The sequence below is a fragment of the Sodalis sp. RH22 genome (assembly GCF_047324165.1).
Classification (GTDB): Bacteria; Pseudomonadota; Gammaproteobacteria; order Enterobacterales; family Enterobacteriaceae; genus Acerihabitans.
In genome coordinates this window covers 2,218,937-2,233,380 of the sequence record NZ_CP178731.1, presented here as the reverse complement: position 1 = coordinate 2,233,380, position 14,444 = coordinate 2,218,937, and the positions used below count along the sequence as shown (strand labels likewise).

The window sequence follows — 14,444 nt, the reverse complement described above, 5'->3', positions numbered from 1 at the left end:
CGCCCCGCGGGGATAGTGACACGCGCTGATACGATCGGGAGTCGTAATGAGTACTATTGAAGTCAAGCAGCTGGTCAAGACCTTCAACGGCCAACGGGTGCTGAACGGCATCGACCTGTCAGTGAATACCGGCGACGTGCTGGCCATTGTCGGCCCCAGCGGCTCCGGCAAGACCACCCTGCTGCGCAGCATCAATTTACTCGAGGAGCCGGACAGCGGCACCATCCAGGTCGGGTCGATCGTCATTGACGGCGCCAGGCCGCTCAGCGCGCAAAAACGGCAAATCCGCGCCTTGCGCCAGCAGGTGGGCTTTGTCTTCCAAAGCTTTAATCTGTTTCCCCACCGTACGGTGCTGGAGAACATTATCGAAGGACCGGTGGTCGTCAAGGGCGAGCCGCGCGCCGAGGCTATCGAACGCGCCCGGGAACTGCTGGCCAAGGTGGGTCTGAGCGGCAAGGAAGACGCTTATCCCAAGCGCCTCTCCGGCGGCCAGCAGCAGCGGGTGGCCATTGCGCGCGCGCTGGCCATGCGCCCCGAGGTGATCCTGTTTGACGAACCCACCTCGGCGCTGGATCCCGAACTGGTGGGCGAAGTGCTGAACACCATCCGCGCGCTGGCGGAAGAAAAACGCACCATGATTATCGTTACCCATGAAATGAGCTTTGCCCGCGATGTGGCCGACCGGGCGATATTCATGGACCACGGCGTTATCACCGAACAGGGGTCGGCCAAGGCGATTTTTACCCATCCCGAGCACGAGCGAACCAAACAATTCCTGGATAAGTTTATTAATGCCCATTAATGTTTAGAGCATTTTTCTCTGGTTTTTCAGCAACAAAAGCCATGCGGGACGCCGGCTGGGCGGGGTAGATTACAGTTATTTACCTGATACCCATCCCATTTTGCCGGTAATTTTGCTACAATCCGTTCAATAGTTTTTGTCCGTTCACCATGGTAAGGCTTTGCCTCCCATCTGATTATCCCCCTGAGCGCAGACTGGACAGGCGACGTCGGGGCGGATCTGGAGTTTTTCATTATTATGTCATTTGAATCACTTGGCCTAAGTGCCGAGATTTTGCGTGCGTTATCCGAGAAGGGCTATGACAAGCCGACTCCGGTACAATCCCAGGCTATCCCGTTTGTGCTGCAAGGCCGCGATATCATGGCCAGCGCACAGACCGGCACCGGTAAAACCGCCGCGTTTACCCTGCCTATTCTGCAACTGCTGACCCAGCAGAGCCCGGCGGTGAAAGGTCGCCGTCCGGTACGGGCGTTGATCCTGACCCCGACTCGCGAGCTGGCCGCGCAGATTGGCGAAAATGTCGTGGAATACAGCGCCCATCTTTCCATCCGTTCGCTGGTGGTTTTCGGCGGCGTGAGCATTAACCCGCAGATGATGAAGCTGCGCGGCGGCGTCGATGTGCTGGTCGCCACCCCCGGCCGTCTGCTGGATCTGGCGCAGCAGCGTGCCGTCGATCTGTCCAGCGTGGAAATTCTGGTGCTGGACGAAGCCGACCGTATGCTGGACATGGGCTTTATCCACGATATTCGCCGCGTCATGAAACTGCTGCCGGCGAAAAAACAGAGCCTGATGTTCTCGGCCACTTTCTCCGATGACATCAAGGTGCTGGCCAATACCCTGCTCAGCAATCCGGCCGCGGTTGCCGTCGCACGCGACAATATCACCGCCGACCAGATTGAACAGCGTGTCCACCTGGTGGACAAAAAGCGCAAACACGAGCTGCTGTCTTATATGATTGGCAAGCACGACTGGCGTCAGGTGCTGGTATTTACCAAGACCAAGCATGGCGCCAATAAACTGGCGGAAGCGCTGAATAAAGACGGCATCACTTCGGCGGCGATCCATGGCAATAAAAGCCAGGGCGCACGTACCCGCGCCCTGGCCGACTTCAAAGCCGGCCAGGTGCGCGTGCTGGTGGCCACCGATATCGCCGCGCGCGGCCTGGATATCGATCTGCTGCCCCATGTCGTCAACTATGAGCTGCCGCTGATTGCCGAAGACTATGTGCACCGCATCGGCCGTACCGGCCGCGCCGCCGCCACCGGCGAGGCGCTGTCGCTGGTCTGCGTTGATGAACTCGGCCTGCTGCGCGATATCGAACGCCTGCTGAAAAAACCGATCCAGCGCATCGCGGTGCCCGGCTATGAGCCGGATCCGACCATTAAGGCCGAGCCGCTGCAAACCGGCCGCGGCAGCCGTTCCGGCGGACCGTCCCGTGGCGGCGCTTCCCGCGGTGGCCCGTCGTCCGGTAACGGCGGCGGCGCCCGCGACAGCGGCAACAGCGCGCGCGAAGGCGGAGCCCGCGAGGGTCGTCCGCCCCAGCGCCGCCGTACAGGCGAAGGCGCCTCGCAGCCGGGACGTGGCGCCGCGCCGCGCCGCCCGGCCGGCGGTTCCTCCGCTTACGCGGGTTCAGGCGCACGCGACAGCCGCGGCAAGAAATAAGCCGCGCCCCCTGGCCTGAAGCCCTGGTTTGACCCAGGGTTGCAGGCGGATCCTGGCGCCGCTTACCCGCGTTGGGCATCCGGTCATGCGACCGGCGGTATCCGCCCCGTATTTACCCCTGACACCCGATCAGCAGACCGCCCGCGCAAGCGCGGCGGTTTTTTTATAGGCGCCATTTGCCGCCGGGCAGGGCGGTAAAAGCGTTGATTTTGCCACCCCTCATCACCTACTATGGCGCTTCTTTCCGGCCGGGTACTTTATGCGCGTATTATTGGCACCGATGGAAGGCGTTCTCGATTCGCTGGTGCGGGAACTGCTTTGCGAGGTTAACGATTACGATCTCTGCATCACCGAATTTTTGCGGGTGGTGGACAGCCTGCTGCCGGTCAAATCCTTTTATCGCCTCTGTCCGGAACTGCATCATGCCAGCCGGACGCCCGACGGTACCCCGGTGCGGGTTCAGCTGTTGGGTCAATATCCCGAATGGCTGGCGGAAAACGCCTGGCGCGCGGTGCAGCTCGGCTCGCTGGGCGTGGATCTCAACTGCGGCTGTCCCTCCAAGACCGTAAACGGCAGCGGCGGCGGGGCCTCGCTGCTGAAAGATCCCGAGCTTATCTACCGGGGCGCCAAGGCCATGCGCGCCGCCGTACCGGCCCATCTGCCGGTGACGGTAAAAATCCGCCTGGGGTGGGATACCCCGCACCGCAGCATGGAAATTGCCGACGCGGTCCAGCAGGCGGGCGCCACTGAACTGGTGGTCCACGGCCGGACCAAGGAAGACGGTTACAAAGCGGAATGCATCGACTGGCCGGCGATTGCGGCAATCCGCCGGCGTTTAACCATCCCGGTGATCGCCAACGGTGAAATCCGCGACGGGAAAAGCGCCAGCGACTGCCTGGCGGTAACCGGCTGCGACGCGGTGATGTTGGGGCGCGGCGCGCTAAGCCTGCCGAACCTGAGCCGGGTAATAAAATATCGTGAACCCAGGATGCCGTGGCCGGACGTGGTTGATCTGCTGCAAAAATATGTGCGCCAGGAAAAGCAGGGCGACACCGGCCTGTACCATGTGGCGCGCATCAAGCAATGGCTGGGTTTCCTGCGCCAGGAGTATGACGAGGCCGCCACGCTGTTTGGCGACATCAGGGTTTTAAAAACCTCCGCGGACATCGCCCGGGTGATTGGCCGCCAGACGCAAGCCGGGAGCCGCTGCGCGTAACCATGCCGCCGCCATAGGCATTTTTTCCCTTCAAAAAGCCAACGTTTTGCTATGGTTATACAGGGTGTTAATCGGGGTTAAACCGGCTTTGCCGCCGGCATGGCGCGCGGGTCCGTTTGGCGGCGCCAGGCCCACCGCGCAAGACCATAAACCTGATGGCCGTAACCCTCAAGGCCGCTATGGCCCATCGACACACTCTCCCTTTAACCTGTGGTGCATCAGGAGTATCTATGCTGCGTCGTCTGCTGTCCTTTCCCGGTATTACCGGTGTGGTTATCGCTCTTTTCGGCCTGGCGTTTATCGGGCTGGGAACCTGGCTGGCGACGCTTGGCGGCACGTTTTATTATCCGCTGGCTGGTGTGGCGCTCACCGCCTCGGGGATTATGATTGCCCGTCGGCAGGCGGCCGGCTGGTGGCTGTATCTGCTGGCCTTTATCGCCACCCTGGCCTGGGCGGTCTATGAAGTCGGCTTTGACGGCTGGCAATTGCTGCCCCGCCTGCTGGTGCCGGCGCTGCTCGGCTTGTGGTGCAGCATGCCGTTTATCACCCGGCCGGTATTCCCGTTGCGTTCCGACAGACGCCGGGCCACGGCGGCCGGGGTGATCTACCTGGCCGCTATCCTCGGCATTTTTGGGGCCGGCTTCCACGTCACCGAGACCCGGTTTGTCCATAACGCGGCGGTTGCGGCGCCATTGCCGCAAACGGCGACGTTCCCGGACGCGCAGCGTAACCAATGGCTCTATTACGGGCGCAATGCCGCCGGCGAGCGCTTTTCCCCCCTGGCGCAATTGACCCCCGCTAACGTCGGCCAATTGCAGCCCGCCTGGCGTTATGATACCGGCGATCTGCCGCGCGAGGGCGAGGATAAGGACGGCCGGGAATTTAATTTCGAGGTAACGCCGATTAAGATCCGCGATCGTCTGTATCTGTGTACCCCGCATCGTCGCGTTATCGCGCTGAACGCCACCACCGGCAAGCCCATCTGGAGCTATGACCCGCATACGGATACCGCCGCCAACGAATATCTCGCCTGCCGCGGCGTGGCGTATTATGCCGCGCCGGCCGATACGGGACAGGCCTGCGCCCGCCGCATAATCACCACCGCCGGCAATGCGCAAATGATGGCGCTGGACGCGGATACCGGCCGCCCTTGTGACGATTTCGGCGATCGCGGATTTGTCAGCCTGACCGACCAGATGGGCGATGTGCCGCCCGGCTTTCATTTTATTACCTCGCAGCCGCTGGTGGTGAAGGACCGGGTGGTGCTGGGAGGGTGGATTTACGACAACCAGGCGCGCGGCGAGCCGTCGGGCGTAGTGCGCGCCTATGATCCGGTAACGGGCAAACTGGCCTGGGCCTGGGATATGGGCCGGCCGGATCCCACCGCGCCGCTCAAGCCGGGCGAGACCTACACGCGCGGCACGCCGAACGGATGGGGCACCTATACCGCCGATACCGATCTCGGGCTGGTGTATATCCCGCTGGGCAACGCCACGCCTGATTACTACGGCGCCGCCCGCCGTCCGTTCGATAATAAATACTCGAGCGCGCTGGTCGCGCTGGATATCGAGACAGGCAAGGAGCGCTGGCATTTCCAGACCGTGCATCACGACGTCTGGGACTTTGATTTGCCCATCGGCCCTTCGCTGGTCGATTTGCCGTCGCCCGACGGCGTCGGCAGCGTGCATGCGCTGGTGCAAACCACCAAAATGGGCCAGCTGTTTTTGCTGGACCGCGCCACCGGCAAACCGCTGGCGCAGGTCATTGAAAAACCGGTGCCGACGCAGCCCTTGCTGCCGGGCGATACGCTGTCCCCCACCCAGCCGGACTCGGTGGGTATGCCGAACCTCTCGCCCGCCGATTTGAAAGAGCAGGATATGTGGGGCGCCACGCCGCTCGATCAGCTGTGGTGCCGCATCCAGTTTAAACGCGCCATCTATCATGGCCAGTACACGCCGCCCACGCTTGGCACCACTATCGCGTATCCCGCCTTTGACGGCGTGATGGACTGGTACGGCGCCTCCATCGACCCGGCGCGGCACCTGCTTATCGCCAATACCAGCTACATCCCCTTTACGGTGGAGACCATGCCCGCCGCCGAGGCGATCAACAAGGGGCTGATGAAACCCTGGGCGGGCTGGGGCAGCAAACAGCCCTATCCCAAACCCAAAGATTTTTCCGTCGGCCCGCAGTACGGCACCCCGTACGCGGCGGTGGTCAAACCCTGGCTGACCCCGCTCGGCGCTCCTTGCAGCGCGCCGCCCTGGGGGAAACTGGTGGCGATTGACCTGCAGACCCGGAAAATCGCCTGGGAGCGGCCGGTGGGCACCACGCGGGATATGAATATCTTTAATACCCATACCAATGCGCCGTTGCCGACCGGTATCTTCAGCATCGGCGGCAATATCATCACCGCCGGCGGCCTGGTCTTTATGGGCGCCACGGCCGATAACTATCTGCGCGCCTTTGACGAGGCTTCCGGCAAACAGCTTTGGCAGGCACGCCTGCCGGCGGGCGGCCAGGCGACGCCGATGACCTACCTGGGCGGGAACGGTCGCCAATATGTAGTGATTGCCGCCGGCGGCCATGGCGGCCTGCGTACCGAGCCGGGAGACGCCATCGTCGCTTATGCCCTGCCCAAGGATGCGGCGCGCTAGGCTATCCCGCGCCGGACCGATTTCTATCCGGACGCGGGACGCTAACGGCATGACGTCGGCCGCACCCTCCTTCGCACGGCCCTATCCGGCGTTAAAGGAACTATATTACCGGCGGTTCCTTGTCTTTTTCACCGGCAGGCTCTATTTTACGCTCATCCCCGCCGTGCCGGGTGCCCGGGGCCCTTGCCGCGGGCCAGCCGGTTATCGCCACGTTTACTAAGGTCCGGCCAGACACATGCGTTTTCTCCATCCCGTTAAGCACTATTTTACCGCGCGGCCCCGGCTGCTGATCGCCATCGCCGCCGGCGTGATCTGCTACTGGTGCCTGCCCGCGCAGTTTTCCACGCTGCTGCGCCTGATGATAAGCTGGAACGCCCTCGCCTGGCTGTATTTAGTATTCCTGTGGTGGGAGATGATGCGCGCCGGGCCGGAGGATATGCACGCCATCGCCTTGCGCCAGGACGAAAGCGCCAGCACGGTGCTGGCGTTGGTGACCTTGACCTGTATGGTCAGCGTACTGGTGATCCTGCTGGAGCTGAGCACGGTGAAACAGCTTTCCGGTTCGGTGAAAGCCTGGCATTTGATCCTGACCGGCGTGACGCTGGTGGTCTCCTGGGCGCTGCTGCCCACGGCGTTTGCCATGCACTATGCCCATCTGTTCTACCGCGATCGGGATGTTGCTGAAGTGCCGTTGCTGTTTCCCAAAGACCCGGAAAAACCGCTGTACTGGGATTTTCTCTATTTCTCGTTCACCATCGCCGTCGCCTCGCAGACCGCGGACATCGCCACCGGCACCACCGAGGCGCGCAAGGCAGCGCTGCTGCAATCGGTCATCTCTTTTATCTTCAACCTCGCCATCCTCGGCCTGTCGATAAACGTCGGCGCCGGCCTGCTGGGATAGCCTTGCGTCCATCTCCTGGCGCCTGCGGCGCCGCCCCGGCATCGTAGCGCGGTAGCTTCCGCGGCCGGGGATCTTGATTCCGTCATCTCATTGTCTTAAAACTGTCAAGCATGGCCCTTAGCATAGGGGCCACTTGCTGAAGCTGTGCAGAAGTCTATTTATGTTAAAACGCCTGTTTCCCTATTTGCTGCTCGCGCCCACCCTGATATTTTTAGCCGGCTTCACCTATTTTCCCCTGTTGCGCTCGCTGGTGGATAGCCTGTATGACTCGCGGCTTGCCACCGATAACCCGCCCTTTGTCGGCCTGGATAATTTTGTCCGCCTGTTCCAGGACCGGGTGTTCTGGCTCTCGGTCGGCAATAATCTGCTCTATATCCTGGTGACGGTGGTGCCCGGCGTGATCCTGGCGCTGTCGCTGGCGGTCTGGCTGGCGCGCAATACCCGGTTCAACCGGCTGCTGCGCGCGGCGTTTTTTTTCCCCACCATTATCCCGCTGGTCAGCGCCGCTACGCTTTGGACCTTTATCTTTATTCCCAACCTGGGCCTGCTGGACTATTACCTGGCTAAGGTTGCCGGCCCCATGGGCATTAATTACCTCGGCATGGGCAATAGCGCGCTGTTTGCCCTGGCGCTGGTCGGCATCTGGAAATTTGCCGGCTATTATATGCTGTTTTTCCTGGCCGCCCTGCAAGGCCTGCCCGCGTCGCCGCGCGAGGCGGCGCTGATGGAAGGGGCGTCGGAACGCCAGATATTCTGGTACATCCAGCTGCCGCTGCTCAGGCCGACGCTTAACTTTGTCATCATTATCGCCCTGGTGTATTCCATTACCCAAATCGATCATGTGGCCATCATGACCCAGGGCGGGCCCAATCACGCCAGCTCGGTGCTGTTGTATTACATCCAGGATCTGGCCAATAACAGCCATGATTTCGGCAAAGCCTCGGCCGCTACCTTTTTTACCGTGGTGGCGCTGTTTGTGATTTCCATCCTGAATCTGCGCACCCTGGAAAAAGGGGTGCACTATGAGCGCTAACCCGTCGTTTCCGCTGCGAACCTTATCCCTGCTGCTGGCGTGCGCCGCTTTCCTGTGGCTGTCGCCCCTGCTGTGGATGTTTTCCGCCGCCATCAGCCCGGACAGTTTTTCATCCGCGATGGCCTCGCTGGTGCCGCGCCGGCCGCTGACGCTGGCCACGCTTGCCGGGGCCTGGGACAGCGCCGACTGGCTGCGGCTGTATGCCAATACGCTGATTTTCGCGCTGGGGACCTTCCTGGTACAGCTGGTCACCATCACCACCGCCGGATATGTGTTCGCCTACCATGAATTCCGCGGTAAAACCCTGCTGTTTTACCTGCTGTTGATCCAGCTGATGATCATGCCGGTGATGCTGATGGTGCCCAATATGATGACCCTGCACCAGCTTGGCCTGCTCAACACCCTGACCGGCGCCATGATGCCGTACTTCGCGTCGGCCTTCGGCGTCTTCCTGATGCGCCAGGCCTTTCTGAATATTCCGCGCGAACTGGAGGATGCGGCCCTGATGGAAGGCAGCCGCTGGTGGCAGGTGGTGCTGTATGTGCTGCTGCCCATGACCCGTCCCGCGCTGATGGCGTTTGCCGCCGTGACCATTACCTATCATTGGAACGAATTTCTCTGGCCGCTGATGGTGCTTAACGATCCCGATAAGCAGGTGCTTACCGTGGGGCTGGCGTCCTTTGCCATGGGGGCGGAATCCGGCGGGCAGTGGGGCATGATCAGCGCCGGTTCGCTGATGGTCTGCCTGCCGCTGATGGTGGCGTTTATCTTATGCCAAAAGCACTTTCTCAGTGGTTTTGGTTTTTCCGGTATTAAATAAGGGGATAGCGATGTATCTCGCCCAATTGTCCGACATGCATTTCCGCAGCCGGGGCGCCCGGCTGTATGATTTTATCGATGTTAACGCCATGAACGCGGAAATCATCAACCGGGTCAACGCCCTCGCGGAACGTCCCGACGCGGTCATCATTACCGGCGATATGGTCAACTGCGGCGAACCCGCTGAATATCGCCTGGCGCGCCATATTCTCGGCCAGCTTGACTATCCGCTGTATCTGATCCCCGGCAACCATGACAATAAGGCCTTGTTTCTGGATGCCTTCAGCGGACTGTGCCCGCGGCTGGGCCACGATCCGGACAATATGGCCTATGAAGTCGATGAGTTCCCGGTGCGTCTGCTGTTTATCGATACATCGGTGGCCGGGGCGTCCTGGGGGCACCTGAGCGATTTTACCCTCGACTGGCTGGAAAAGAGCCTTTCCCGCGACGATAAGGAAAGCTACGTGTTTATGCACCACCCGCCGGTGGCGTTCGGCTCGGCGCAGATGGATCCCATCGCCTGCCGCAACGGCGAGGCGCTGCTGGCCCTGATAGAACGGTTTCCGCAGCTGACCCGGGTATTCTGCGGCCATGTCCACCGGATGATCGCCACCCAATTTCGCCAGGCGCTGATTTGTTCCGCGCCCGCCACCGTGCACCAGGTGCCCTATATGCATACCGACCCGCGTCCGCTTTACAGCCTGGAGCCGGGAGCCATGATGATGCATAACCTGGTGCCGGGCGTCGGCCTGGTGACCAGCTACCATTCCCTGGCCAATTACGCCGGTCCCTGGCTCTACGACTCGCGCATCAGTTGTCCGGGCGAGGGCTGCTGATGTCGGCCATTGTCGTCCAAGGCTTAGGAAAAAAATTTGGCGGGACCGATGTTCTGCGGGATATCGATCTGGAGATCAGGGACGGGGAGTTTCTGGTGCTGGTGGGACCGTCCGGCTGCGGCAAAAGCACGCTGCTGCGCCTGCTGGCCGGGCTGGATAGCGCCACCAGCGGGCAGATTCTGCTCGATGGCGTGGATATCAGCGCGCGTCCGCCCCGGGAGCGTAACTTTTCGCTGATCTTCCAGAATTACGCCCTGTTTCCCCATCTGACCGTCCGGGACAATATTCTGTTCGGCATGAAAATGCGCGGCGAGCCGAAGGCGCAGTTCCCGCAGCGGGTCGAGAAGGTCGCCGGGCTGCTGCAACTGCAGGCGTTGCTGGATCGCAAGCCGGCGCAGCTGTCGGGCGGCCAGCGCCAGCGGGTGGCCATGGCCCGGGCCATCGTGCGCGAGCCGGCGCTGTTCCTGATGGACGAGCCGTTGTCCAATCTTGACGCCAAGCTGCGCGGCGAAGTGCGCGACGGCATCATGGCGCTGCACCATACCCTGAAAACCAGCACCGTCTACGTGACCCACGACCAGATCGAGGCCATGACCATGGCCGACCGGATCGCGGTGCTCAACGACGGGCGACTGCAGCAGACGGGCACGCCCGAGGCGCTCTACCGGCGGCCGGCCAATATGTTCGTGGCCGGATTTATCGGTACGCCGGCGATGAACATCCTGCGCCTTCCTGTGCATGACCAGCAGGTCTGGCTGATGGGGCAATCGATTGCCCGGCTGCCGGACTATGGTGAAGACGCGGTGTTTTTCGGTATCCGGCCGGAGCATTTGACGGAACACCCGCAGGAACCGGGTGCGGCGCTGCGGGGCCGGGTGCTGCGGCGCGAACTGCACGGCGCGGAATACCTTATCACGCTGGATACCCCGGCGGGGCGGGTGCAGTACCGTCGGGAAAACCGCGGCGCGGTTGCCGCCGTAGGCCAGGACCTGAACCTCTCTTTTTCGTCCCGCGACAGCTATCTGTTCGCGGTGTCGAGCCAACGCAATTTATTACAGGAGCAGTAAATGAAAAGATATGGCTGGCTAGTGATGCTGACCGGCATGGCGTTAAGCCATGGAGCGCTGGCGAAAGACACCATTGATTTTATGTTCCCGGCGCCGGTGGACGGCAAGCTGACCACCGAGATGACCCGCGTCATCAGGGAATACAATCAGTCGCAGGATCAGGTGGAGGTACGCGGTATTTTTACCGGCAACTACGACACCACCAAAATGAAGGCCGAATCGGCGGCCAAGGCCGGTTCGCCGCCGGCGCTGGTGATTATGTCGGCCAATTTTACCGTCGATCTGGCGCTGAAAAATGAAATCCTGCCGATGGACGAATTGTTTAAATTTGCGCCGCAAAAGCAGTCGGCCACCGACTTCCTGCAAAAAAACTTCTTCCCGGCGGTACAACAAAACGCCCAGGTGATGGGCCAGACTTACGCCATTCCCTTCCACAACTCCACGCCGATTCTGTATTACAACAAGGACATGTTTGCCAAGGCTGGCATCAGCCATCCGCCGCGCGACTGGGAGGAACTGGTGGCGGATGCCAAAAAGCTGACCGATAAAAATACCGGGCAGTGGGGCATCATGATCCCTTCCACCAACGATGATTACGGCGGCTGGATGCTCTCGGCGCTGACCCACGCCAACGGCGGTAATTTTAATAATGCCGCCTATCCGGGCGAAGTGTATTACAACAGCGCCAGCACGCGCGGGGCGTTGCAGTTCTGGCAGAACCTGGTGTATCGCGATGAGGTGATGCCGGCGGGAGTATTGAATTCCAAACAGATAGGCGCCGCGTTTTTCTCCGGCAAGCTGGGCATGGCGCTGCTCAGCACCGGGGCGCTGGGGTATATGCGGGAAAACAGCCGCGATTTCACCCTGGAGGTCGCGATGCTGCCGGCCAAGGAGCGGCAGGCGGTAATTATCGGCGGCGCCAGCCTGGTCAGTTTCAAAGGTATCAGTGAAGCGCAGAAAGAGGCGGCCTACCGGTTTATGACCTACCTGGTCAGCCCGGAGGTCAACGGCGCCTGGAGCCGTTTTACCGGTTATTTCGCCCCGCGCATGGCGGCCTACGACACGCCGGAAATGAAAGCGTACCTGGCCCAGGACCCGCGCGCGGCGGTGGCGTTGCAGCAGCTGCAATACGCACATCCCTGGTATGCCACCTATGAGACCGTGGCGGTGCGCCAGGCCATCGAAAACCAGCTGGCATCGCTGGTGACCGACAAATCGCGCAAGGTGGACGACGCGGCGCGCGATGCCCAGCAGGAGGCGGACGGGCTGATGAAACCCTATGTGGATCAAACGGCGCTGAAACTGCCGTAAGCACTTTATATTTCAGCGCGCGCCGCTTACGGCATCCCGTTGCGGCCATGGGCCAGATAGCCCGGACGCTGGCTGAGCCGTTCATAATAAGCGTTGACGGCGGGCAGTTCCGGATGGGTGATGGGGGTGGAGAACCAGCGGTTCACCGACAGGCCGATGGGAATATCCGCCAGCGTAAAGGCGTCTCCCGCCACGTAAGCGCCGGTGGCGGCCAACTGCCGGTCGAGGATGGTCATCGTCCCCGACCAGGCGGCGATCGACCCGGCAATGCGCTGCGCGTCGTTATGCGTGGCGAAGCGTTTTACCAGGGCGGTGAAGGCGTAGCTCCAGGACGGGTTGAGTTCGGCGGCCTGCCAGTCGATCCACTGATCCACCCGCGCCCGGCTTTTCGGCGGCGCCGGATATAACGCCTCGCCCCGGTAGGCCCGGGCCAGATAGCGGATAATGGTATTGGACTCCCACAACACAAAATCCCCGTCCAGGATGACCGGCACCATGGCATTGGGATTTAACGCCAGAAAAGCCGGGTCATGGGGATCTTTAAATCCGCTCCCCCAGTCTTCCCGTTCAAAATCGATACCCAGTTCCACGCAGGTCCATAAGACCTTGCGCACGTTAATGGAAGTTGACTTGCCCAGAATTTTCAGCATAGATGTCCTTCTAGTCGCCACGGTGCCGGTGAGATCGATATGGCATAATGGCATTGTTTTTCGCCAGATTAAATAGCCCGCGCGCGCCATGCCTATCCCGTCGTCCGGCGGGTTGGCGCATTTCCCCGCCGTGCGCGGCGCCTGAACTTGCAGCATAAGAGGGTAATATGACCACGGCATTACTGATTATTGATATGCAAAACCATATTCTCCACGGGCTGGCCGATGCGGCTCGCCAGCCGCTGCTCGATCGGCGGTTAGGCGAGGTGGCGCAGCGGCTGGCGGCATTGCAGCTGCGGGCGCGCGCCGCCGGGGCGCCGGTTATCCTGGTGCAGCACGACGGCGACGGCGATCACCGGCTGGCGCGGGGCGGGGAAGGGTGGCGCATCCGTGCGGACCTGGGGCCTGCGCCCGGGGATATCGTGGTGCATAAGCGCAGCTGCGATTCCTTTTATGCCACCGATCTGGCCGATTGTTTGCAGCGCCTGGGCGTCACGCGCCTGGTGGCGGGGGGATGCATGACGCAGTTTTGCGTCGATACCACCGTACGCCGCGCGGTTTCCCTGGGGTATGACGTGGTCCTGGCCGGCGACGGCCATACCACCGCGGACAGCGGCGCCCTCGGCTTTGCACAGATCATCGCCCATCATAATGCCCTGCTGGATGGATTTAACGCCGGGCCGCATAGCGTAAGCGTACGCCCGGCCGGCGAAATTGAGTTTTAAGGCGGTAATCGTCCCGCGCCAGGCCTATTGATAACAGGTTACCGTCATGAGGAAAGAATGATGCAGCAGTCCTTGATTATCGTCATGCCGCTTTACCCCGGCGTTACCCAGCTGGATTTCACCGGCCCGCACCAGTTCTTTTCCCGTCTGCCGGATACCCGGGTGATTGCCGCCTCGACGGCCGGCCGGCCGGTAAGCGCCGACGGCCTGGTATTTTCCGGCCTGGCCGATCTGGCGGCTATCGCGCGGTGCGATATCCTCTGCGTGCCGGGCGGCGCCGGCAGTACCGAGATGATAGCGGACCCGGTGTTTATGGCCGATATCCGCCGGCTGGCCGGCGGCGCCCGCTATATCACCTCGGTGTGTACCGGGTCGCTGATCCTGGGCGCTGCGGGGCTGCTGGTGGGTAAACGCGCCGCCTGCCACTGGGCCTGGCGTGATCTGTTAACGCTGTTCGGCGCCATACCCGACGCGGGCCGCGTGGTGCAGGACGGTAATATCATCACCGGCGGCGGCGTAACCGCGGGCATGGATTTTGCGCTGGCGGTAATTAACCATGTCTTCGACCAGGCGACCGCCGAGGCTATCCAGCTGGGACTGGAATACGCGCCGGCGCCGCCGTTTAACGCCGGCCGGCCGGAAACCGCCCCCGGATCGGTGCGGGAACCGGTGGCGGCGCGTATCGCCGCCACTGTGGCGACGCGTCAACCCGTGGTTGCAGCAGCGGCCCGCGCCATGTTCGCCGCCCGGGACGGAAAATAACCG

13 protein-coding genes are annotated in these 14,444 nt (G+C 61.7%); 12 read left to right on the top strand and 1 reads right to left on the bottom strand.

The window, feature by feature from the left end:
• Positions 1-46 precede the first annotated feature (46 nt).
• The 10 genes from tcyN (at position 47) to ACL2XN_RS10050 (ending at position 12,304) form a co-directional block, all read left to right on the top strand.
• The gene (gene tcyN, locus ACL2XN_RS10095; protein ID WP_413722338.1) at positions 47-802 is read left to right on the top strand and encodes an L-cystine ABC transporter ATP-binding protein TcyN; all 756 of its coding nucleotides are present in this window, start codon (positions 47-49) and stop codon (positions 800-802) included.
• A gap of 237 nt (positions 803-1,039) precedes the next feature.
• Positions 1,040-2,464: an ATP-dependent RNA helicase RhlE gene (gene rhlE / locus ACL2XN_RS10090; RefSeq protein ID WP_413722339.1), complete on the top strand. Its 1,425-nt coding sequence runs from the start codon at positions 1,040-1,042 to the stop codon at positions 2,462-2,464.
• Positions 2,465-2,723: 259 nt separating this feature from the next.
• Positions 2,724-3,680: a tRNA dihydrouridine(16) synthase DusC gene (gene dusC, locus ACL2XN_RS10085; protein WP_413722340.1), complete on the top strand. Its 957-nt coding sequence runs from the start codon at positions 2,724-2,726 to the stop codon at positions 3,678-3,680.
• 230 nt (positions 3,681-3,910) lie between these two features.
• Positions 3,911-6,337 (top strand): membrane-bound PQQ-dependent dehydrogenase, glucose/quinate/shikimate family, encoded by a 2,427-nt coding sequence (locus tag ACL2XN_RS10080; protein ID WP_413722341.1) that lies wholly within the window; start codon positions 3,911-3,913, stop codon positions 6,335-6,337.
• A gap of 235 nt (positions 6,338-6,572) precedes the next feature.
• Positions 6,573-7,238 (top strand): DUF1345 domain-containing protein, encoded by a 666-nt coding sequence (locus ACL2XN_RS10075; RefSeq protein WP_413722342.1) that lies wholly within the window; start codon positions 6,573-6,575, stop codon positions 7,236-7,238.
• A 160-nt stretch (positions 7,239-7,398) separates the two neighbouring features.
• Complete coding sequence (locus ACL2XN_RS10070; RefSeq protein ID WP_413722343.1) at positions 7,399-8,271, top strand: carbohydrate ABC transporter permease; 873 nt, start codon at positions 7,399-7,401, stop codon at positions 8,269-8,271.
• Positions 8,261-9,091, top strand: coding sequence for a carbohydrate ABC transporter permease (locus ACL2XN_RS10065; protein ID WP_410015991.1), 831 nt, complete (start codon positions 8,261-8,263; stop codon positions 9,089-9,091). The genes ACL2XN_RS10070 and ACL2XN_RS10065 overlap by 11 nt, the downstream gene beginning before the upstream one ends.
• 10 nt (positions 9,092-9,101) lie before the next feature.
• Entirely contained in the window at positions 9,102-9,926 is an 825-nt protein-coding gene (locus ACL2XN_RS10060) for a phosphodiesterase (RefSeq protein ID WP_413727029.1), read from the top strand.
• The gene (locus ACL2XN_RS10055) at positions 9,926-10,993 is read left to right on the top strand and encodes an ABC transporter ATP-binding protein (RefSeq protein WP_413727028.1); all 1,068 of its coding nucleotides are present in this window, start codon (positions 9,926-9,928) and stop codon (positions 10,991-10,993) included. The genes ACL2XN_RS10060 and ACL2XN_RS10055 overlap by 1 nt, the downstream gene beginning before the upstream one ends.
• Positions 10,994-12,304: an ABC transporter substrate-binding protein gene (locus ACL2XN_RS10050; protein ID WP_413730735.1), complete on the top strand. Its 1,311-nt coding sequence runs from the start codon at positions 10,994-10,996 to the stop codon at positions 12,302-12,304. It begins immediately after the preceding gene.
• A gap of 26 nt (positions 12,305-12,330) precedes the next feature.
• On the opposite strand, the gene ACL2XN_RS10045 is transcribed toward ACL2XN_RS10050, so the two are convergent.
• Positions 12,331-12,954 carry a glutathione S-transferase family protein gene (locus tag ACL2XN_RS10045; RefSeq protein WP_410015987.1) on the bottom strand — a complete coding sequence of 208 codons (624 nt, stop codon included), beginning with the start codon at positions 12,952-12,954 and terminating at the stop codon, positions 12,331-12,333.
• A gap of 167 nt (positions 12,955-13,121) precedes the next feature.
• Between ACL2XN_RS10045 and ACL2XN_RS10040 the strand changes: the two genes are divergently transcribed.
• Together ACL2XN_RS10040 and ACL2XN_RS10035 are read left to right on the top strand one after the other, a co-directional pair.
• The gene (locus ACL2XN_RS10040) at positions 13,122-13,679 is read left to right on the top strand and encodes an isochorismatase family protein (protein WP_413727027.1); all 558 of its coding nucleotides are present in this window, start codon (positions 13,122-13,124) and stop codon (positions 13,677-13,679) included.
• Between the two features lie 60 nt (positions 13,680-13,739).
• Complete coding sequence (locus tag ACL2XN_RS10035) at positions 13,740-14,441, top strand: DJ-1/PfpI family protein (RefSeq protein ID WP_413730967.1); 702 nt, start codon at positions 13,740-13,742, stop codon at positions 14,439-14,441.
• Positions 14,442-14,444 lie beyond the last annotated feature (3 nt).